19 protein-coding genes are annotated in these 19,720 nt (G+C 72.6%); 9 read left to right on the top strand and 10 right to left on the bottom strand.

Annotation, left to right across the window (positions count from 1 at the left end):
- Positions 1-12 precede the first annotated feature (12 nt).
- Complete coding sequence (locus Aiant_RS38360; RefSeq protein WP_189336057.1) at positions 13-1,701, bottom strand: serine hydrolase domain-containing protein; 1,689 nt, start codon at positions 1,699-1,701, stop codon at positions 13-15.
- 110 nt (positions 1,702-1,811) lie between these two features.
- On the opposite strand from Aiant_RS38360, the gene Aiant_RS38355 reads away from it, so the two are divergent.
- Both Aiant_RS38355 and Aiant_RS38350 read left to right on the top strand, forming a co-directional pair.
- The gene (locus tag Aiant_RS38355; protein WP_189336056.1) at positions 1,812-3,491 is read left to right on the top strand and encodes a glycoside hydrolase family 3 protein; all 1,680 of its coding nucleotides are present in this window, start codon (positions 1,812-1,814) and stop codon (positions 3,489-3,491) included.
- Entirely contained in the window at positions 3,488-4,726 is a 1,239-nt protein-coding gene (locus tag Aiant_RS38350) for an exo-beta-N-acetylmuramidase NamZ family protein (protein WP_212846661.1), read from the top strand. The genes Aiant_RS38355 and Aiant_RS38350 overlap by 4 nt, the downstream gene beginning before the upstream one ends.
- On the opposite strand, the gene Aiant_RS38345 is transcribed toward Aiant_RS38350, so the two are convergent.
- Entirely contained in the window at positions 4,705-5,697 is a 993-nt protein-coding gene (locus tag Aiant_RS38345) for an N-acetylglucosamine kinase (protein WP_212846660.1), read from the bottom strand. The two genes, Aiant_RS38350 and Aiant_RS38345, sit on opposite strands and share 22 nt — an antisense overlap.
- Positions 5,698-5,745: 48 nt before the next feature.
- Between Aiant_RS38345 and Aiant_RS38340 the strand changes: the two genes are divergently transcribed.
- Both Aiant_RS38340 and murQ read left to right on the top strand, forming a co-directional pair.
- On the top strand, positions 5,746-6,693 hold the full coding sequence (locus Aiant_RS38340) for a MurR/RpiR family transcriptional regulator (protein WP_189336055.1): 948 nt from the start codon (positions 5,746-5,748) through the stop codon (positions 6,691-6,693).
- Positions 6,690-7,604, top strand: coding sequence for an N-acetylmuramic acid 6-phosphate etherase (gene murQ, locus Aiant_RS38335; RefSeq protein WP_189336054.1), 915 nt, complete (start codon positions 6,690-6,692; stop codon positions 7,602-7,604). Before Aiant_RS38340 ends, murQ begins: the two co-directional genes overlap by 4 nt.
- On the opposite strand, the gene Aiant_RS38330 is transcribed toward murQ, so the two are convergent.
- Both Aiant_RS38330 and Aiant_RS38325 read right to left on the bottom strand, forming a co-directional pair.
- Positions 7,578-8,684, bottom strand: a complete 1,107-nt coding sequence (locus tag Aiant_RS38330; protein ID WP_189336053.1) for a sensor histidine kinase — start codon at positions 8,682-8,684, stop codon at positions 7,578-7,580. The two genes, murQ and Aiant_RS38330, sit on opposite strands and share 27 nt — an antisense overlap.
- The gene (locus Aiant_RS38325) at positions 8,681-9,106 is read right to left on the bottom strand and encodes a response regulator (RefSeq protein WP_189336052.1); all 426 of its coding nucleotides are present in this window, start codon (positions 9,104-9,106) and stop codon (positions 8,681-8,683) included. The genes Aiant_RS38330 and Aiant_RS38325 overlap by 4 nt, the downstream gene beginning before the upstream one ends.
- Before the next feature lie 54 nt (positions 9,107-9,160).
- Between Aiant_RS38325 and ligA the strand changes: the two genes are divergently transcribed.
- The 3 genes from ligA (at position 9,161) to Aiant_RS38310 (ending at position 13,864) form a co-directional block, all read left to right on the top strand.
- Positions 9,161-11,269, top strand: a complete 2,109-nt coding sequence (ligA, locus tag Aiant_RS38320) for an NAD-dependent DNA ligase LigA (protein WP_189336051.1) — start codon at positions 9,161-9,163, stop codon at positions 11,267-11,269.
- Positions 11,270-11,595: 326 nt separating this feature from the next.
- Entirely contained in the window at positions 11,596-12,150 is a 555-nt protein-coding gene (locus Aiant_RS38315) for an RNA polymerase sigma factor (RefSeq protein ID WP_189336050.1), read from the top strand.
- 1,318 nt (positions 12,151-13,468) lie between these two features.
- On the top strand, positions 13,469-13,864 hold the full coding sequence (locus Aiant_RS38310; protein ID WP_189336049.1) for a hypothetical protein: 396 nt from the start codon (positions 13,469-13,471) through the stop codon (positions 13,862-13,864).
- Between the two features lie 141 nt (positions 13,865-14,005).
- Here the strand turns inward: Aiant_RS38310 and Aiant_RS38305 are convergent, their stop codons facing one another.
- Entirely contained in the window at positions 14,006-14,635 is a 630-nt protein-coding gene (locus Aiant_RS38305; RefSeq protein ID WP_229831363.1) for a class I SAM-dependent methyltransferase, read from the bottom strand.
- Positions 14,636-14,797: 162 nt separating this feature from the next.
- On the opposite strand from Aiant_RS38305, the gene Aiant_RS38300 reads away from it, so the two are divergent.
- Positions 14,798-15,670 carry an AraC family transcriptional regulator gene (locus tag Aiant_RS38300; RefSeq protein ID WP_425322731.1) on the top strand — a complete coding sequence of 291 codons (873 nt, stop codon included), beginning with the start codon at positions 14,798-14,800 and terminating at the stop codon, positions 15,668-15,670.
- On the opposite strand, the gene Aiant_RS38295 is transcribed toward Aiant_RS38300, so the two are convergent.
- From Aiant_RS38295 to Aiant_RS38280, 4 genes are all read right to left on the bottom strand, one after another.
- Positions 15,640-15,963: a hypothetical protein gene (locus Aiant_RS38295; protein WP_189336047.1), complete on the bottom strand. Its 324-nt coding sequence runs from the start codon at positions 15,961-15,963 to the stop codon at positions 15,640-15,642. The genes Aiant_RS38300 and Aiant_RS38295 overlap by 31 nt on opposite strands.
- Positions 15,964-15,999: 36 nt before the next feature.
- Positions 16,000-16,446: an aromatic ring-opening dioxygenase LigA gene (locus Aiant_RS38290; RefSeq protein ID WP_189336046.1), complete on the bottom strand. Its 447-nt coding sequence runs from the start codon at positions 16,444-16,446 to the stop codon at positions 16,000-16,002.
- Positions 16,447-16,513: 67 nt separating this feature from the next.
- Positions 16,514-17,044, bottom strand: a complete 531-nt coding sequence (locus Aiant_RS38285; protein ID WP_189336045.1) for a DUF1269 domain-containing protein — start codon at positions 17,042-17,044, stop codon at positions 16,514-16,516.
- Positions 17,045-17,113: 69 nt separating this feature from the next.
- Positions 17,114-18,388 (bottom strand): glycosyltransferase family 39 protein, encoded by a 1,275-nt coding sequence (locus Aiant_RS38280; RefSeq protein WP_229831362.1) that lies wholly within the window; start codon positions 18,386-18,388, stop codon positions 17,114-17,116.
- 201 nt (positions 18,389-18,589) lie between these two features.
- On the opposite strand from Aiant_RS38280, the gene Aiant_RS38275 reads away from it, so the two are divergent.
- Positions 18,590-19,159: a DUF6461 domain-containing protein gene (locus tag Aiant_RS38275; protein WP_189336044.1), complete on the top strand. Its 570-nt coding sequence runs from the start codon at positions 18,590-18,592 to the stop codon at positions 19,157-19,159.
- Positions 19,160-19,172: 13 nt separating this feature from the next.
- On the opposite strand, the gene Aiant_RS38270 is transcribed toward Aiant_RS38275, so the two are convergent.
- On the bottom strand, positions 19,173-19,706 hold the full coding sequence (locus Aiant_RS38270) for a TFIIB-type zinc ribbon-containing protein (protein WP_189336043.1): 534 nt from the start codon (positions 19,704-19,706) through the stop codon (positions 19,173-19,175).
- Between the last annotated feature and the right edge of the window lie 14 nt (positions 19,707-19,720).

The raw sequence follows: 19,720 nt of genomic DNA, 5'->3' as shown, positions 1-19,720 counted from the left end.
CTCAACTCCCGTTCAGAGGTGCCAACCGTCGGCGGCGAACGTGGTCCGCGCGTCGACGAGGATCGCGCCGGGCTCGAACACCCGGAGACGGTCGACAAGCACGCCGCGGCCCTGCGAGCCGGCGTCGGTGTGGTAGGTGAAGCGCAGTCGCGTGGCGCCGGCCGGGACCGCGATCGTGGCCGGCCACCAGTGCCGCCCGCCGAACCCGGAGAGCTGGGCCCGCGGTTCGAGACCGGGCAGAGCTATCGGTACGGGCGTCCAGCTCGACCCGTCGGCCGACGACTCGAGACGGATCGTGTCGTACGCGGGCTCCGTGTCGTACCAGAAAAGGAACGAACCGCGCGCCCGCTCGCCCGCCGGAACCCGCAGCGGCGCGGTCAGCGTGAGGTCGGCGCCGTCGCGCGTCTCGGTGCGCCACGGATGCCCGCCGGGCAGCGCCGCGATCGGGTGAGCCGCCGCGAACGCCCGGGCGAGCGCGCGCCGGGCCACGTTGTTGCTGCCCCAGGCGCGGTCCGGATGCACCCGGTTGCTGAGCAGGATCAGGAACGACTGGTCGAGCGGGTCGATCACCACGGACGTGCCGGTGAACCCGGTGTGCCCGAAGCTGACCGGCGAGGTCATCCCGTCCATGTACCAGTGCTTGGCCAGCTCGAAGCCGAGGCCCCGGGCGCTGTCCGAGTACTGCGGCAGCAGTTCCGCGTTGTAGTTGACCAGCGCCTGGCGCACCATCGGCGTGCTCAGGATCCGGTGCCCCCGGTAGGTGCCGCCGTCGAGCAGCGTCTGGCAGAGGATCGCCAGGTCGTCGGCGGTGGAGAAGACCCCGGCGTGCCCGGCTGCCCCGCCCAGCGACCAGGCGTTCTCGTCGTGCACCTCGCCCCGGACCATCCCCCGGTTCACATAGGGCTGGTACTCGGTGGCGGCGGTCCGGTCGCGCAGCTCCGGGCCCGGGTTGTAGCCGGTGTCGCGCATCCGCAGCGGCCCGGTGACGCCGTCGTGCACCGCGTCGGCCAGGCCCTTGCCGGTGACCCGCTCGACCAGCACGCCGAGCGAGATCAGGCCGATGTCGGAGTAGACATACTGCTTGCCGGGCGTGGTCCCGGCGCCGACCGGCGTGGCGAGCGCGGCGGCGAGACGGGCCTCCGGCGTCGGGTACCGGGAGTAGAACGGCAGGAACCCGGGCAGCCCGGAGGTGTGGGTGAGCAGGTGCCGCGGGGTGATCGACGCCTTGCCGCCGGCCGCGAACTCCGGCACGTACGTGGCGACCGGCGCGTCCAGGTCCACCGTGCCGGCCTCGGCCTGCTGGAGCACCACGATGGTGGTGAACAGTTTGGAGATCGAGGCGAGGTCCCAGAGCGTGTCGGTGCGGGCCGGGACGCGCTGCTCGGGTGGCAGTTCGACGATCCCGGAGGCGCCCGCGGCGTAGCGGACCGCGTCGCCGACCGCGAACCGGGAGACCACCACGCCGTGGTGCGCGGCGAGCACGGTGGCCCCCGCGTAGGCCGGGTGGCCGGGGTGGTCGAGGGTCGGCTCCAGGTACGACGCGGCGATGCCGGGCAGCGCCGCGACCCGGTCCGGCAGCAGGCCGGCCTGGCGCGCGGTGCCGGGTCGCAGCACGTCGTGGCGGAAGTGGAGGTCGGCCGGGGTGACCGCGGGCAGGCCGGTGACGAGGCCGGCAACCATGCTGAGCACTAGTCTGATCATCAACGCCTCTCCATACGTCGATCCCGTTGAGGATGAATGTTTCCTTCACAACTCGCAAGGGGAGCGAAGGTTATTGCCATGCAACGGTGACCCGGCTACCTTCGGGCACCATGCGAACGCGTCCCGTCGCCCTCCTCGCCCTCGCCCTCCTCGGCGTGGCGCTCCCCGTCGTGCCGGCTCACGCATCGTCGTCCATCGATGCCATCCTCGCCCGGATGACACTCCCCGAGAAGGTCGGCCAGCTTTTCACCACCTACGTCTACGGAAACGACGCGACCACCGCGTCACCTGACAACCGTCGGCTGTACGGCGTCGACACACCGGCCGAAGTGGTCCGGAAGTACCACTTGGGTGGAGTGATCTACTTCGCCTGGACGAACAGCCTCCAGAACATCCGCCAGGTCACTACGCTCAGCAACGGACTACAGGCGGCCGCTGAGGGCGTGCCCCTCACCATCGCCACCGACCAGGAGCACGGCGTGGTCTCGCGGATGCCGGCTCCGGCCACCCAGTTCCCGGGCGGGATGGCGCTCGGCGCCGGTCGCAACCCGGTCGACGCGTACCGCACCGGGCAGGTCACCGGCCAGGAGCTGCGCGCCGTCGGGATCAACCAGGCGTGGGCGCCGGACGCCGACGTCAACGTGAATCCGGCCAACCCGGTGATCGGCGTCCGCTCGTTCGGCAGCGAGCCGAAACTGGTCGCGGCGATGACCGCCGGCCAGATCCTCGGCTTCCAGGTGGGCGCCAACACGTCGGCGGCCGCCAAGCACTTCCCCGGCCACGGCGACACCGCCACGGACAGTCACACCGGACTGCCGGTGATCACGCACACCCGGGCCGAGTGGGAGACGATCGACGCGCCGCCGTTCAAGGCCGCGATCGCCGCGGGGGTGGACGCGATCATGAGCGCGCACATCGTGGTGCCGGCGCTCGACCCGTCCGGGGATCCGGCCACGCTGTCCCCGCCGATCCTCACCGGGCTGCTGCGCAACGAGCTCGGCTACCGCGGGGTGATCGTCACCGACTCGCTGGAGATGGCCGGGGTCCGGGAGAAGTACGGGGACGAGCGGGTGCCGGTGCTGGCGCTCAAGGCCGGTGCGGACATGCTGCTGATGCCGCCCAAGTTCGACGTGGCGTATCAAGCGGTGCTCGGCGCGGTGGCCTCCGGGGAGCTGACCGAGGAGCGGATCGATCAATCCGTACGCCGGATCCTGGCGCTCAAGCAGAAGCGTGGTCTGCTCAAGTGGACTCCGCTCGACCCCGCTGCCGCCGAGGCGTCGGTGGGATCGGCGGAACACCTGACGATCGCTCAGTCCGTCACCGACCGGACCGTGACGGCGATCCGCAACGACGACGGACTGCTCCCCTACGATGCCACCGGCAAGTCGATCCTGGTCACCGGGGCGAGCGCGGCGACCTCCCTGGCCACCGCCCTGGGCGCCGATCCCCTGGTCACCACCTCGCCCGCCGACGCGGTGGCGGCGGCCCGGAACCACGACCTGACCGTCGTGCTCACCACCAGCGTGAGCGCCGGATCCGCCCAGCAAACCCTGGTCGACGCGCTGCTCGCGACCGGGAAGCCGATCGTCGTGGTGGCCGTCCGCAACCCCTACGACCTCGTCCGGTTCCCGTCGGCGCGGACCTATCTGGCCACCTACAGCTCCACCGCGGTGTCCATGCGGTCCCTGGCCAAGGTCATCACCGGCACGTCCGCCCCGCGCGGCAAGCTGCCGGTCGAGATTCCCGGCATCTATCCGTACGGCCACGGCCTGACCTGGAGCGTCAGGTGAACCGCAGAGGGTTCCTGGCCGGCGGCGCCGCCCTCGCCACCGGCGCCGCCAAGCCCGGCCTCTTCCCGCACCTGCCGGTCAGGACCGGCATGGATCAGCTTGCCGCGAGCGGCTGGGCGGCGGTGCGGGGTGAGCGGATCGGCGTCGTCTCCAACCCGACCGCCGTCGACCGCGAGTACCGCCACCTGGTCGACCGGATGCACGCCGACGGCGTCACCATCGGCGGCGTCTTCGGCCCGGAGCACGGCTTCCGCGGCTCGGCGCAGGCCGGCGGCAGCGAAGGCACCGGCACCGACGCCCGCACCGGCCTCACCGTCTACGACGCGTACCTGGCGTCGCAGGCCAGGTGGACGCAGATGTTCACCGCGGCCGGGGTGCGCACGGTCGTCTTCGACATCCAGGACGTCGGCGCCCGCTTCTACACCTACATCTACACGCTGTACGACTCGATGGCCGCGGCCGCCCAGCTCGGCCTGCGCTACGTCGTGCTGGACCGGCCCAACCCGATCGGCGGGCGCGCGTACGGCCCGATGATGACCGACGGCTACACCTCCGGGGTGGGCCGGCTGAAGATCGTGCAGCAGCACGGGATGACCGTCGGCGAGCTGGCCCGGTTCTACAACGGCGAGTTCCTGTCCGGCTCGGTCCACCTGGAGGTGATCGCCTGCACCGGATGGGCCGGGCGGCTGCGGGCCGGTGACACCGACCTGCCCTGGGTGCTGCCCAGCCCGAACATGCCCACCCCGGACACCGCGGTGGTCTACCCGGGGACCGGCATGATCGAGGGGGTGTCGTCGCTCTCCGAGGGGCGCGGCACCACCCGGCCGTTCGAGCTGATCGGCGGGCCCGGCTTCGACTACCGCTGGGGTGACCGGGTGGCCGCGCTGAACCTGCCCGGCGTGGAGTTCCGCGAGGCGTACTTCACCCCGACGTTCAACAAGTTCGCCGGCCGCCTGTGCGCCGGGGTCGAGGTGAAGGTGACCGATCAGGCGACGTTCGATCCGATCCGGACCGCGGTCGGGATGCTGGTCGAGGCGCGCGGGGAGGACGCGTTCGCCTGGCGGGTGGACGGCGTCAAGTACTGGATCGACCTGCTCACCGGGTCGGCGCGGCTGCGCACGATGATCGACGCGGGCGCCACGACCGACGAGGTGGTCGGTGCCTGGGCGGCCGAGCTGGCCGCGTTCGACCGGCAGAGGCGACCGTATCTGCTCTACCCCCGGCTCGGGTCATGAGTCGTGGGGTGGCGAGCGGAGCCGGTCAGCCGGGCGTGCACCACCGGGGGCACGGGGGTGCCGGTGAGCCGCCCGACGGCGAGCGCGGCAGCCCCGCCGGCGCCATCGAGCGCCGGGCGGGGCGGGGTGGCGGTGCGTGTCAGCAGTCCGGCACGCACCGCTCGGCTGACCGGCCCCGGGTTGAGCAGCACCGATCCGGCGAGGACGGTGACGTCGCCGCCCGGGCCGACGCTGTCGTAGGTGTGCAGCAGCCGGTCGGCGGCCTTGGCGCAGATCCTCGTCGCCACCGGATCACCTCTCTCCGCGGCCTCGCTGACCAGGGGCGCGAGCCGGCCCAGCTCAGCGGGCGGGACGGCGAAAGCGGAATAGACGACCGCTTGAGCTTCCTCTTCCGTCTTATCCGGCTTGATCGTGAAATGATTTCGCACGTCGTCGACCAGGGCGGTCGCCTCACCGCGCCCGTCGAGCGCGGCGAGGACCGCCCGCAACGCCCGCACGCCGATCCAGACGGCCGACCCCTCGTCACCGAGCATCCACCCGTAGCCGTCACAGCGATGCTCCACCTTCCCCTCGGTGAACCGCGCCGCCAGCGCCCCGGTCCCGGCCAGCAGCAACACCCCGTCCGACCGGGCGGTCCCGGCCGCGAACGCCACCTCCAGATCGGTCACCGTCACCAGCTCCCCGGCGAGCCCGGCGTCCTGCCATGCTTGCCACGCCGCCGCCCGGAACCTCTCCCGGCCGGCGCCGGCCGACCCGGCCGCCCCGAGGACGCCACACCGCACCGCCGTACGATCAACCGTGCCCAACGCCGCGGCCAGCGCAACCCCGAGTGCCGCGCGCACCTCGCCCCCGCTGCTGTTGCCGTTCGCGCCCCCGGCCGTACCCCGGCCGGCCACGACGCCGTCGAGGGTGGCGACCACACACCGCGTGGTCGTGGCGCCCGCATCGACTCCGATCACCATCGCGCTCATAGGTGAAGAATATTGACCAACCGAGCCGAGCAAAGGAAAATTTTCTCCATGACTGGCCGAAAGCGCAGCCTGCCACCCTCCCCACCATCGGCCGAGACGGTGGTTCGCGCCCGCGGCCTGCTGCCGTCGCTGTCCCCGGCCGAGCAGCGGGTGGCCCAGGTGATCATCGACGAGGCGGCCACCGCGTCCCGGCTCACCATCACCGACCTCGCCGAGCGGGCCGGTTCCAGCGAGACCACGGTGATCCGGTTCTGCCGGGCGATGGGCTTCGCCGGATACTCCGAGCTGCGGCTCACGCTGGCCGCCGAGGCGGGCGCCGGGCAGGCCGGGCGCAGCCTCGCCGACGAGCCGGTGGGCAGCGACATCAGCGAGACCGACGACCTGGCCCAGGTGGTCAAGAAGATCGCCTTCGCGGACGCCCGGGCGGTCGAGGAGACCGCCTCGCAGATCGACGTCGCGGTGCTGGAGCAGGTCGTCGGCCTGGTCGCCGGCGCTCGCCGGGTGGACATCTACGGGGTCGGCGCGAGCGCCTTCGTGGCACAGGACTTCCAGCAGAAACTGCACCGGATCGGCCGGATCGCGTACGCCTGGAGCGACACCCACCTGGCCCTGACCAGCGCCGCCCTGCTCGACGAGCGGGACGTGGCGTTCGGCATCTCGCACACCGGCACCACCAGCGACACCATCGACGCGTTCGCCGAGGCCGGACGGCACGGCGCCCGCCTGGTCGCGCTCACCAACTTCCCCAAGTCGCCGATCACCCGGGTCGCCGACCTGGTGCTGACCACCGCGGCGCGGGAGACCACGTTCCGGTCCGGCGCGATGGCCAGCCGCCTCGCCCAGCTCACCGTGATCGACTGCGTGTTCGTCGGCGTCGCGCAGCGGACCTACCAGCAGACCCGGGCGGCCCTCGACGTCACGTACACGGCCGTCCGCGGCAGACGGATCGACACCGAGCGACGCCGCTCCGCCGACGAGCGTGGTGGTCGCGGGTGAGGCCCGTGGACGAGGTGCCGCTGTCGCGGACCGAGCAGCGCAACCCGCGCAGCGCCTCGATCGACCGGATGCCCACCCTGGAACTGCTCCACCTGATCAACGCCGAGGACCGGCAGGTCCCGATCGCGGTCGCGACCGTGCTGCCCGAGCTGGCCGCCGCGGTCGACCTCGCGGTGGCCGCGCTGGCCGGCGGCCACCGGGTGCACTACGTCGGGGCGGGCACCTCGGGACGGATCGCGGTGCTGGACGCGGCCGAGCTGATCCCCACGTTCGGGCTGGAGCCGGGGCGGGTGGTGGCGCACATCGCCGGCGGGACGCGGGCGCTGACGCTGCCGTCCGAGGCGGCCGAGGACGACGAGGTGGCGGGTGCGGCGGCGGCCGGTGACGTGGTGGCCGGTGATCTCGTGGTCGGGGTCACGGCGAGCGGGCGGACGCCGTACGTCAAAGCCGCTCTTGCCGCGGCGCGGTCGCGAGGCGCGCGGACCGTCCTGGTCTCGGCGAACCCCGCGTCGCCGATCGCGGCGGCCGTGGACGTGCACGTCGCGCCGGACACCGGGCCGGAGGTGCTCACCGGATCCACCCGGATGAAGGCCGGGACCGCGCAGAAACTGGTGCTCAACGCGTTCTCCACGGCGACCATGGTGCGGCTCGGCCGGACGTACTCGAACCTGATGACCGACATGCTGGCCAGCAACGCCAAGCTGCGCGACCGGCAGCTGCGGATCCTGGCCGAGGCGACCGGCGCCGACCAGGAGCGCTGCCGTGAGGCGTTGCGGGCGGCCGGCGGCGACGCGAAGGTCGCGGTGGTCACGCTGATCGCCGGCACCACCGCGGAGATCGCCGGGCGGGCCCTGGCCGAGACGCAGGGGCACGTGCACCGCGCGCTACGGCTCCTGGACCACGTCGCCTGACAGCGGCAGCCGCATCCGCACCCGGAAACCGCCGTCCTCGGTGTGGCCCGACTCGACGGTCCCGTGCAGCAGCTCCGCGCGTTCGCGCAGCCCGATCAGGCCCAGGTGGCTGCCGGGGAGCGGCAACGCCGGCCGGGACGGTGGGCTGTTGGTCACGGTGACGCCGACATGCGCGTCGTCCCGCCACAGTTCGACCTCCGCACTGGCATCAGGGGCATGTTTCCGTACGTTCGTCAGCGCCTCCTGCACGGTCCGGTAGAGCGCCCGTTGCGCGGGTGTGCCCACCTCCGTGTCCAGGTCGCCCTCGAACTCCACCTTGATGCCACTCGCCTCGATCAGCGCGGGCAGGTCGGCGAGCGTGGGCTGCGGGGTCAGCGGCGTGTGCCCCTCGCTGGACGCGCGCAGCAGCGCGACCATGCCGCGCAGCTCGTCGAGCGTCCCGGAGCTGAGCCGCCGGATGGTGCGAGCCGCCTCCTTGACCGCCGGATCCGCGGACACCACCTGCAACGCGCCGGCCTGCACCGCGATCAGGCTGACCTGGTGCGACACCACGTCGTGCATCTCCCGAGCCAACTGCGCGCGCTCCCGGGCGAGCACCGCCTCGGCGTGCCGGACCCGCTCCTTCTCCTTGGCCCGCTCGATCTCCACGATGCGTTGCCGCAGGTCGTACCGGGTCTGCACGAGCTGGCCGAGCAGGATCGGCAGGACCGCGGTGCCCAGCGCGTAGCCGAAGGTGACGATGTTCCCGCTGTCCCAGACCGGGTCGTCGGCGAGCGGCGACGGCACCGCCGCGGCCAGCGCCGCCACCACCGCGCAGCCGATCAGCCGCCGCCGGTTCCGGGACTGCGCCGAGTAGCTGTACAGCGTGGCGAACGGGGCGACCAGGGCCGCCTGGGTCAGCACCGCGGGCACCGTGAGCAGGAACGCCACCAGCGGGAACCGGTGCCGGAACAGGACCGCGACGCAGGCCACCACGCCGATGCTGATGTCCAGCGCCTTGTCGTGACCGAGCCCGAACCAGACGTCGAAGGCGGCGACCGCGACCAGGGCCGCCTGGATCAGTTTCCGCCGGCGGCTCACCGGTCGTCGTCCAGGGTGCGCCACATGGTCCGGTAGGCGGCCGGCGACAACACCACGCCACCCGAGGCGAGGGTACGGACCAGGTTCGCCATGTCCTCCGGGTCGGTGTCCTTGAGCAGGAAGCCGGCGGCGCCCTCGCGCAGGGCGGTCATCACGTACTCGTCGGCGTCGAACGTGGTCAGCATCGCGATCGCCGGCGGCTCGTCCAGACTCCTCAGCCGCGCCAGCACGGTCAGGCCGTCCACGTCCGGCATCCTGATGTCGAGCAGCACGACGTCGGGGCGGTGCTCGCGGACCGCGTCCACCGCGCCGGCCCCGCTGGTCGCCGCGACGACCTCGAGGTCCGGCGCCGCGCCGAGGATCATCCGCAGCCCGGACCGCACCACTTCCTCGTCGTCGACCACCACCACAGAAATTGTCATAGCCCTCCTGTATCAAGGTCATTGTCACAAGAGACCGGACGAAGCGAGTACGAGATGCCTACCGAGCCCGAGATCGCCCCCGTCGTCGACGCCGCGCACGCCGCGCCGTTCGGCACCGCTGACGACTATCGCGCGGCGACAGAGCGGATCCGGGGCGCCGCCGCGGCGTATTACGAGGGCACCGACCTCGCCATGGACGACGCGACCTACGACGCGTTGCTGGCCCGGGTCACCGCGACCGAGCAGGCGCAGCCCGGCTGGGTGGTGGCCGGCTCCCCCGCCCAGGTGGTCGCGGCCGGCGGCGGCGTGGTCGGCGACGTCGAGCACAGCACCCCGATGCTGAGCCTGGCCAACGTGTTCGACGAGGAGGAGCTGCGCGCCTGGGCCGCCCGCCTGGACCGGGTGATCGGCCGCCCCGCCGCCGGTTACACGGTCGAGCCCAAGATTGACGGCATGGCGATCGCCGCGCGTTATGTGGACGGCCGCCTCGTGCAGGTCGCCACCCGTGGCGACGGCCGCGCCGGGGAGGACGTGACCGCGCAGGCCCGGTCGGTCGCCGGTCTGCCCGCCGAGCTGACCAGGCCGGTGACGGTCGAGGTCCGCGGTGAGGTCTTCATGACCGACGCCGACTTCGCCGAGGCCAACGAGCTGCGCACGGCGCACGGCGGCGCACCGTTCGCCAACCCGCGCAACGCCGCGGCCGGCACGCTCCGCGCGCAGGACCGGGCCTATCTGGCCCCGCTCTCCTTCTTGGCGTACGCGGTTCACGACCTGCCCGGCGGCGAGGGCCTCACGCACAGCGCCGCGATGGCCGCGATCGCCGAGCTGGGGGTGTCCACCACCGGCGGGTCGGCGGCCGGCATGGCGGTGTGCACGACCGTGGACGAGCTGGTCGCCGCGATCGCCTCGCTCGGCGCGCTGCGCGACAAGCTCGGCTTCGACATCGACGGCGTGGTGATCAAGGCGGACTCCCCCGCCGACCGGGACGCCGCCGGGTCGTCCAGCCGGGCGCCGCGCTGGGCCATCGCCTACAAGTTCCCCGCCGACACCCGCACCAGCAAGCTGCTCGGCATCGACGTGCAGGTCGGGCGGACCGGGGTGATCACGCCGGTCGCGGTGATCCAGGCCGTGCAGGTCGGCGGCGTGACCGTCACGTCGGCGACCCTGCACAACTTCGACGACCTGGTGCGCCGCGACGTGCGGGTCGGCGACACCGTCTTCGTCCGCCGCGCCGGCGAGGTGATCCCGGAGATCACCGGGGCCAAGCTCGACGAGCGCCCGGCGGACGCGGTGCCGTTCGCGGCGCCCGAGGTCTGCCCGCGCTGCGGCGGCGAGATCGACCGCTCGCAGAAACGCTGGCGCTGCACCCAGGGCCGGGCCTGCGGCGCCACCGAGTCCCTGGCGTATTTCGCGGCGCGCGACTCGATGGACATCGAGGGCCTCGGCGACAAGGTGATCCGCGCCCTGGTCGCGGCCGGCATGGTCACCGACCCGGCCGACCTCTACACCCTGGACCTGGACGCGGTCGCCCAGCTGGAGCGGATGGGCCGCACCTCGGCGACGAAACTCCTGGCGAACATCGAGGGTTCCAAGAAGCAGCCGCTGTCGCGCGTGCTGACCGGCCTCGGCGTCCGGATGACCGGCCGGTCGATGTCCCGGCGGCTGGCCCGGCACTTCGGGTCGATGGACGCACTGTGCGCCGCGACCGTCGAGCAGTTGCAGGAGGTGGAGGCGGTCGGCCCGGAGCGGGCCGCGACGATCGCCGCCGAGCTGGCCGACCTGGCCCCGGTGATCGCCAAGCTGACCGAGCGCGGGATCAATATGGTCGAGCCCGGCGTGACGCCCTATGCGGAACGCTCCACTGTCGTCGAGGGCGCGCACCTCCCGCTGCAGAAACCGGACGGTTCCCCGATGACCGTGGTGGTCACCGGCTCGGTCCCGGGCCTGACCCGCACCGAGGGCAACGAGGCCGTGGAGCGGCTGGGCGGCAAGTCGTCCGGCTCGGTCTCCAAGCGCACCGACCTGGTCGTGGTCGGCGACGGCGCCGGCTCCAAGGCCGCCAAGGCGGAGGAGCTCGGCCTGCGCATCATGCCGTCGGACCGCTTCGCGGCCCTGCTGGCCGCTGACGACGCCGGCGAGTCCCCCGCCCTCGACGACTTCTAGACCTCGCGCGCCCGCAGGCCTCCAGCACTTTTCGGTGGGCGCTTTAGACGTTTTGCCAGGTAACTCCGTTTATCCCAGCAGAGGTGGGGACAGGACCAGCGTCTCCGCCCGAGCAGGAGTCACGGGGGAAACGTGGACATTTGGGGGCCGTTGATCAGTGCGCTGATCGGCCATCTCATCAGCTTGGTGACGACCGGGCTGGGCGGCGAGGGCGGCAACCGCCATCCCGTCCGGACCGGGGAACGCGGCCGCGTCCAGCGGCAGCGCTCATCTCTGGAGATCCGGGTGACCTGGCGCCGCGGCGGCGGCAGATCGGGCCGGGCGTCATGGTGACCCTGGCGAGCACCGAGGCGCCGGACGAGGACGGGGATCATCCGGCCTCGTCCGAGCGCACCCGGGAGGGCAGCTTCGCACTGTTCTACCGGGAGACCTACCCGCGGTTCGTCGGCCGCGCCGTCCTGCGCGGACTGAGCCGGGAGGACGCGGCCGACGCCGCCCAGGAAGCCCTGGTCGGCGTCTACAAACAGTGGGCGATGCTGCATCCGCAGCCGCCCGACGCCCGGTTCCGCTACGCCGCGCGCGCCCTGGAGAACGCGGTCACCAACGCGCGCCGCTCCCGCGGACGGGCCACCGATCTGCCCAAGGAGCTGTGCCCGTTCGTGCGCTTCGCCGACGACGGTGGCGTGCACACCGAGGCCCTCGACCTGGTGCGGGGACTGACCGACCAGCAGAAGACCGTGGTCCTGCTGCTCGACGAGGGCTGGACCGCGAACGAGATAGCCAACCGGCTGCGCATCCGCGCCACCACGGTGCGCACCCACCTGCAACACGCCCGCGAGACGTTGCGAGAGAAACTCCGGAAGGAGGGCGACCGTGGATAGGCCGGTGTTGACGCCCGAGGAACGCGAGCTGCTGGCCGAGGCGGAGCGGCAGGCGGTGGCCGGGATGACCTTCGACGCCCCGGCCGGGCTCGCCGACCTCAAACGGCGAGCCAGAAGGACCAGGACCACAAAATCCGCTTTCGGTACGCCGGGAGCGTGCCGCCGAGCACTACCCCCGCCCCGCCGAGCGGATCGCGCCACCACCCGGAACCGGATGCGTCCCGCGGTCCTGGCGTTCGCCGGGCTGGTCGTCGGCTCGCTGCTGGTGGGCGGTGTGGTGTCGACCCAGGCCCAGGTGCGCCTGGACCGGCTGCCGGCGCGGGCGCCCGTGGTCACCGCGGCCCCGGCGCCCGGGACCGTGCCGGGCGGCCCGCTCGGCGACGGCGCCGGGAACGTCTACCGCTCGGCGCGCGACGTCACGCCCGGCGCTTCCGACCCGGCCGCCGGCGTCGCAGGTCTCGTCGCCGGTGTTCCGGGCGCCGTCGACGGTGCTCCCGACTCGGTCGGCGCTCCGGGCGCCATCGCAGCTCCGGGTTTCGTCGGCAGTTCGGGGTTCGTCAGCGGTCCGGGGTTCGTCGGCGGTCCGGGTTTCATCGGCGGTCCGGGTTTCATCGGCGGTCCGGGTTCCATCGGCGCTCCGGGTTACATCGGCGGTCCGGGCTTCATCGGCGGCGCTCATGATGCCCTCGGGAGCGCCCCGGGCTCCGGCAGCGGAGCGGGACCGATCGCCGGCGGCCGGGGGCCTTTCGCCGGGCTGACGACGGCGACCGGGTCCGGCACCGTCGTCAGCAAACCGGGCGGTCTCACCGCGGGCGGATTCCCGGCAGGCGGATCCCCAGTGGGCGGGTCCCCAGCAGGTGGGTCCCCAGCGGGCGGGTCCCCAGCAGGTGGGTCCCCAACGGGCGGGTCCCCAACGGGCGGGTCCCCGGCCGGCGGATCCCTAGCAGGCGGATCCCCGGCCGGCGGATCCCTAGCAGGCGGATCCCTAGCAGGCGGATCCCTAGCAGGCGGATCCCCGGCCGGCGGGTCTCCGGCGGGCGGGTCTCCGGCGGGCGGGTCTCCGGCGGGCGGCGGAGCCACGGGTGGCGGGCCGAGGCCCGCACGCACACCCGGCGCCCCCGCACCCGGGCTGATCCGGCCCGCACCCGGGCCACCGGCCGCCTCCACGCGGCCCGCAGCCTCCCGCACCGGAAACGGTCGCGGCACGCGGGTGCCGGGCGGACCGACGACAAAGCCGGAGCCCGGCCCGGGCGGCTCTTTCCTGCCGACCGGGTTTCCCGGCGGCGGCCCGCCGACAGCCGACAGGGTGCCGTTCCGGGTGATCTATCAGGCGGCGAAGGTGACCGTGCCGCTGGTGCACGCGCAGTCGCGGCCGATCGATCTGGTGCAACCGTTCCTCAAGGTGGACGGGGAGGGCGGCGGGGACGTGCGGATCTCCGAGTCGACCGGGTCGCTGTACCTCTACGCCGGTGATGACGTGCTGGCCACCACGGTTCGCGGCGCGGCGGTGGGACCGGACGACTGCGCGGCCGCGTTCGAACGGAGTCCGTCGCGGTCCACGGTCGAGTTGAACGCCGAGGACACCTACTGCCTGATGACGCCGAGCGCGTCGATGCCCGGGCAGGCCGTGGTGCGCCTGACCGTGGCGAGGCCGGCCGCCGGCGCCAACGCGGTGACGCTCACCATGGCCGCCTGGGACACCCACCCGTCCTGACCTCACGCGGTGGCCCCGAGCAAAACGGGACGGTCCGACGGCCGGGCAAACCGTGGTGCACTCCACCGTGGCGAAGCCGGCCGCCGGCGCCAACGCGATAACGCTCACGATGGCCCTCTGGGACACCCACCCGTCCTGACCTCACGCGGTGGCCGCGAGGAAGACGTAGCGTCCGATGACCGGGCGCTCGCCGTGACCGTTCTCGGTCACGGCGGTCAGGCCCGCCGCCCGCATCGCGTCGCCGATGCGGGCGGGGGTGTGCCCGGCCAGCCGCGGGTGCCGGTGGCGTCTGGACCCCTCGTGCGGTGTCCCGTCGGCGTCCACCACGTGCACCTCGCCGCCGGGCACCAGCACCCGCCGCGCCTCCCGCATCGCCGCCTCCTGCTGGTCCGGATCGAGGTGGTGCAGCATGTACGAGGACAGCACCCGGTTCACGCTGTTGTCGGGCAGGGGCAGCTGATCGGCGTACGCAAGCTCGATCTTGATCTGGAGGCCGCGTCGCGCGGCCTTGCGGCGGGCCTTGCGCACCGCGGCCGGATCCGGGTCGATGCCGATCAGCGTGGCGCCGGGCACCCGGCGGCCGAGCTGCATCAGCACGTCGCCGGGGCCGCAGCCGATCTCCACAACGGTCTGGCCGGGTCGCACCCCGGCTCGGTCCAGCAGCTCGCCGTGCACCCGGGACAGCCGGGTGACCCGGGCGAACGGGTCGTAGAGGAACAGCATCCAGTGCCGGCCCATCGCCGGGATGTACGGCCGGGCAGTTTCGGTCATGACGACTCCCGCTCTGGTGATCGTACGAAATTCGGTCGTACGCTCAGCCTCGTGCGCGAGCGGAGCAGTGACATCGCCGGATCTGTGGCGGGGATGGGACATTCTTCGGATCCGCCGCCGCATGCCCGGCCGACCCGGATGGCCGGGCGGACCAGCGGCGGCGTGCCGGTCGCCGTCTACCGGCGCGCGCCCGGGACGCCACCGGTGTCGGTCGTCCGCCTGCCCGAACAGCCGCTCGTCCCGAGCAGCCTGCCCGGCCCGCACACCCACACCCACGACTTCCTGGTGCTGTTCTACGCCGAGCGCGCCGGCGGCACGTTCGTGCTCGACGACCGGGATTGGTCAGTGACCGACGGCGATCTGTTCGTCATCGCCCCGGGGCAGGTGCTGTCCTTCCCGGCGCCGGCCGCGGAGATCGTCGACAGCGGCTGGGCGATCTTCTTCCCGGCCGACGTGATCCGGACCGGGGTGTCCGCGTCGTGGCGCGCGCATCCGCTGCTGTTCCCGTTCGCCGGCGGCGCCGACCGGGTGCAGCGGCTGCGCATCCCGGCCACCGAGCGCCCGGCCTGGCTGGCCACCGTGGCCGCGCTCGACGCCGAGCTGCGGGAACGCCGGACCGGCTACCCGGAGGCGGCGCTCGCCCACCTCACCCTGTTGCTGGTCACGGTCGCCCGGCAGGCCGGCGCGCCGAGCCCGGTGGACGAGCCGCTGCTCGCCGCGGTCTTCGACGTGATCGAGCGGCGGTACGCCGAGCCGATCTCACTGGCCGACGTGGCGGCCGAGCTGGCACTCACCCCGGGACACCTGACCACCGTGGTGCGGCGCAAGACCGGGCGCACCGTGCAGCAGTGGCTCACCGAGCGGCGCATGCAGCAGGCCCGCCGCCTGCTGACCGACACTGATCTGACGGTCGCGGCGATCGGCCACCGCGTCGGCCATCCGGACGCGGGCTATTTCATCAAGCGGTTCCGCGCCGAGCACGAGGTGACACCGGCGCAGTGGCGTCAGAACGCCTCGCCGGCCACCCCGCTGTAGCCGCGCAGCTGATACTTCGCGGCCAGCTCGAAAATGCCGTCCAGCCGGTCCAGCATCCGCAGCGGGAGCGTGAGCAGGACGTATTTGGCGCCGTCGTCCGGGTCGTCGATCACGTCCTGCTCGATCGGCTCCAGCACGTCGGCCAGGTCGGGCCAGCGTTTGAGCAGCTCACCACGGAAAGCGGTGACGTCCGGGTGCGGCTCCAGCCCATTGCTGTATCCCTCGGCCAGACTGTCGTAGGTGTCCTCCGGAACGCTGACGGCGGTCTTCCAGAACGCGAAGTCACTGCTCACCGCCTCAGCCTGCCACGGGACCGGCGGGCTCGCAGGTCAGGTGGCGGCGGCGACCACGTCGCGGCGGGACAACCGGTTCAGGGCCATGGCGATCAGGAAGAACACGACGCCCAGGCCGACCGCCAGGGCGGCGACGCCGAACGCGACGACCGAGGTGAACAGCGACGCCTGGAGGAAGGACGCGTTCATCACGGAGTTCCGGTTGGGATCGTCGCGCGGCAGCTCGGCGTAGGTCTTGCCGCCGGCCATGTCACTGGCGTGCTTGGCGATCACGTTCGCCTGGGCGTATGCCTCCCAGGGCTGGTTGACCTTCTGCCCGGCGAAGTGCTCGGCGTCGTCGGACACCGTGATGTGCTGATTCGCGAGGGTGGTGCTGACCACCGTGTAGGTCGTCACCCCGGCCACGATCAGGATGCCCGCGGCGACCATCACCAGGATTGCGAGTACTCGAACCGCGCCGATCCGGCGCCCGCTGTCTGCCATGCCGCCACGCTCCCCCAGGTCATGGCGGCCGGCATCCTCCACCCCGGATGATGTCCGTCGATGAACATCAGGCGGTCGCGAGCCGCGCGTCCTGCTCGATCTCCTCCGGGTCGGCCTTGAGGTCGCGGGTGGCGATCTTGTCGGCCTGCACCATCGCCCGCTCGACCTTGGCACCCATGTCGGCGACCGCCACCACGACCAGCCCGGCCTGGCCCTCGTCGAGGTATTCGCCGAGCTCCTTGAGGTCGTGCCGGCTCATCCCGCCGGCCGCGTGCCCGGCCAGCGCCCCGACCAGCGCGCCGCCGCCGGTGGTCGCCGCGAGCAGGCCGCCGCCCAGCCCGGCGATCGGGAACAGCGCCACGACCAGGCCGGTGGCCAGGCCGACGCTGCCGCCGAGCACGCCACCCGCGCGGGTCGGGGTCTCGTGCTTCTTGACGATCTTCGTCTTGCCGTCCGATCGCCGCTCCAGCACCGCGGCGTCGTACGCGTCGATCAGACCCGCGTCCCGGTGCAGCGACTTGACCGCGTCGTAGTCGCTGATCGCGGACTCCACAGTCGGGTAAACACCTACATAGACCAGAAACGTGTCGATAGCCATGTCACGAACGGTCGCTCAGCGGCCCGCCGCACACCTCATCCCTGCGGGGTGGCCGGGCGGCGCTCTCCGTCAGATCGCCTGGCCGGAGATGAACGGGAGCCAGCCCGCGTACCAGCCGGACAGCAGGGCGAGCGCGCCGAGCACGACGATCCGGTCGCGCGTCGTGGCGCGGGCCAGCAGGACGGCCGGGACGAGCAGGACCGGGAACGCGGGCAGCAGGTGCCGGCCGATCATCGAGATGTGGGTGCTCGTGCCGGTCGCCATCACCAGCATCGCGGCGGCGAAAACGGTCAGCTGCCACGGCGCGCGGCGGACCAGCAGCAGGAGCAGCACGATGAAGCCGGCCAGGATCACCAGGGACAGCACCCGGATCGGCTTGGCGGCGTTGTCGTCGTCCACCCCGATCAGGATGTCCGAGACCATCCCCCAGGTGTTCTCCCCGTTGTCCCAGCGCGCGCCGAACGTGTTGTGGTGGATCTCGGTGTACTTCGTGAAGCCACCGAGCCGGGCCGACGCGAACGCGAAGTAGGCCAGCAGCCCGAGCGGGGCGAGCAGCATCGCGGCGTACGGCCGCCAGCCGCCCCGGCGACTGACCGCGGCGACCAGCGCGGCCAGGCCGACGGTGCCGATCAGCGCGACGGCGGTGGGCCGGCTGAGCCCGCCGATCGCGGCGAGCGTCCCGGCGAGCAGCCAGCGTTCGGTGAGCACGGCGTACAGCGCCCAGACCGCCAGGGCGGTGAAGAGCGACTCGGTGTACGCGCCGTTCTGCGTCATGGCGGCGGGCACGACCGCCCACAGTGCGGCGAGCATCAGCCCGGCCCGGTGACCGTGCAGGCGTCGGCCGATGAGGTAGAGGCCCGCGGCGGCGGCGACGGCCGACAGGAACGAGACGATCAGGCACGCGGCGACCGGCGTGACGAACGGCAGGTAGGTCAGCGGGCGGGCGAGCCAGGGGTAGAGCGGGAAGAACGCGAGCCGCAGTTCGTACGGCACCCCGTCGGGGTCGAGGGCGCCGACCGGTCCGCCCAGGCCACTCCCGGCGATTTTGATGTACCACTGCCCGTCCCACGAGACGAGCGCGTCCGCGAACGAGGTGAACCCGCGCCACTGGTTGTTGATCGAGCCGTCGGGGTAGACCTGCCGGCCCGGCGACCGGGCGTGGGCGTAGCCGGCCAGCACGTACATGACTTCGAGGCTGAACATGCGCAGCATCAGGTACAGCCCGACGGCGGGCGCCACGAGACGCAGTCCACCGAGCGGTCCGCCGCCGACCGGGTCCGGCGCCGTCATCGCCGAGGTGCCGCCCTCCGCTTCACCCGCGCGGATCGAGACGACATCGGACATCGCAACACTCTCCCTGACCCTGCCCCACGCGCCGACCGGGAGCGCTCCCAGCCGTCCCGAGTCAATCGATCGACATCGTTGCCGGAGCGTATCGCACTCCGGCACACGCCGTCACGACGCGCTGCCCGTTGCGGAGATTTCCGAGAATCAGCCACGCATTCCAGCAGCGAAGTTGTCGTACCCACGCTTTACGCTACGGCAATGGATCTTGAGCGCTTCGCGGTGCACGAGGACGAACTCGGCCTCGACTACTGCCTGGCCTTCGCCCGCGGGCTGACCGCGGCGCAGGTCGCCGGCCGGCTGGGCGGCACCGAGATCGCCTGGGTGCGGGGGCTGGCGCAGCTTCCCGCGGGGTCGCCGTTCGTCGCGGTCGCCGAGCTGCCGGGCGGCGCGGTCATCGTCGAGGCGTTCCGCGGGCGGCTGCTGTTCGAGCCGGCCAACCGGCCACTGTCCCAGGGCACCAGCGTGGCCGTGGTCTACGAGTCCGAGCACCATGACCCGGCGTTCCTCTGGGTGGAGGACGGTGAGGTGCGGGTGTCCTTCAACCCGGACTCGCCGGGGTATCGGGAGGGCAGCGAGCCGGATGCGCTGCTCGACGACATGGTGCGGCTGGGCTTCGACGTGACCGATGAGGGTGACGAAAACGCGGACTTCGACGAGCAGGCCACGCTGCGGGCCTTCGCGCTCGCCGAGCACGTCACCGGCCTGCCCCTGGCGCCGGGGATGCTGCGCGACCTGACCTATCTCAGCCTGAGCCTGCCCGGCCGGTGACGTCCGGCCCCGGTCATCGGGAGCCGTCGAGGCGTTTGCCCAGATCGGCGAGGGCGGCCAGGAGGTCGTCGCGGTTGCGGGCGGACTTCATCCAGGGCGGGAGTCTTTCGAGCAGGGACATCACACAGCCGCCGCCCGGGCCGCGCTCGCGCAGGCCGGCGGCGATGAACCGGGTCAGCAGGTCCAGGTGCGGGCGATGGTAGGCCCACAGGTGGTGGCCACGGACCCGGGTGGTCAGAAAGAGGGGCTGCCGGAAGAACGGGTCGACGGGGCCACCCCTGCTGGGCGATGAGGTCGGGGGCGACGCGGTCCGGGTGTAGCCGCAGGCCGAGCAGACCAGGCGCCGCAGGCGATCCGCCGCGGCGGCCGCGTCCAGGATCACCTGGGCGTCCACCCCCGCGACGAGCGGGGCCCCGGCGCCCGGCGGGGTGATCACCCGAGCGCGCGCCGCGCAGCGGGGGCAGACCACGTCGATCGGCTGGCCGGCCAGGGCGACCAGGGTGTACTCCCACGTGGGATCGCGGAATCGGGCCGCCGGGTTGTCCATCGCCGCACGGTATC

It is taken from the genome of Actinoplanes ianthinogenes (assembly GCF_018324205.1).
In the GTDB taxonomy this organism is placed as follows: Bacteria; Actinomycetota; Actinomycetes; order Mycobacteriales; family Micromonosporaceae; genus Actinoplanes; species Actinoplanes ianthinogenes.
Note: the sequence above shows the minus strand (reverse complement) of the source record. Positions and strands in the feature narration are given on the sequence as shown.

Coding starts and splice junctions, on each gene's coding strand:
- Aiant_RS38305 (WP_229831363.1), bottom strand. CDS start 14,635: ATGACCGAAACTGCCCGGCCGTACATCCCGGCGATGGGCCGGCACTGG.
- Aiant_RS38270 (WP_189336043.1), bottom strand. CDS start 19,706: ATGGACAACCCGGCGGCCCGATTCCGCGATCCCACGTGGGAGTACACC.
- Aiant_RS38345 (WP_212846660.1), bottom strand. CDS start 5,697: ATGAGCGCGATGGTGATCGGAGTCGATGCGGGCGCCACGACCACGCGG.
- Aiant_RS38315 (WP_189336050.1), top strand. CDS start 11,596: ATGGTGACCCTGGCGAGCACCGAGGCGCCGGACGAGGACGGGGATCAT.
- Aiant_RS38355 (WP_189336056.1), top strand. CDS start 1,812: ATGCGAACGCGTCCCGTCGCCCTCCTCGCCCTCGCCCTCCTCGGCGTG.
- ligA (WP_189336051.1), top strand. CDS start 9,161: ATGCCTACCGAGCCCGAGATCGCCCCCGTCGTCGACGCCGCGCACGCC.
- Aiant_RS38325 (WP_189336052.1), bottom strand. CDS start 9,106: ATGACAATTTCTGTGGTGGTGGTCGACGACGAGGAAGTGGTGCGGTCC.
- Aiant_RS38340 (WP_189336055.1), top strand. CDS start 5,746: ATGACTGGCCGAAAGCGCAGCCTGCCACCCTCCCCACCATCGGCCGAG.
- Aiant_RS38360 (WP_189336057.1), bottom strand. CDS start 1,701: ATGATCAGACTAGTGCTCAGCATGGTTGCCGGCCTCGTCACCGGCCTG.
- Aiant_RS38275 (WP_189336044.1), top strand. CDS start 18,590: ATGGATCTTGAGCGCTTCGCGGTGCACGAGGACGAACTCGGCCTCGAC.
- Aiant_RS38290 (WP_189336046.1), bottom strand. CDS start 16,446: ATGGCAGACAGCGGGCGCCGGATCGGCGCGGTTCGAGTACTCGCAATC.
- Aiant_RS38280 (WP_229831362.1), bottom strand. CDS start 18,388: ATGTCCGATGTCGTCTCGATCCGCGCGGGTGAAGCGGAGGGCGGCACC.
- Aiant_RS38285 (WP_189336045.1), bottom strand. CDS start 17,044: ATGGCTATCGACACGTTTCTGGTCTATGTAGGTGTTTACCCGACTGTG.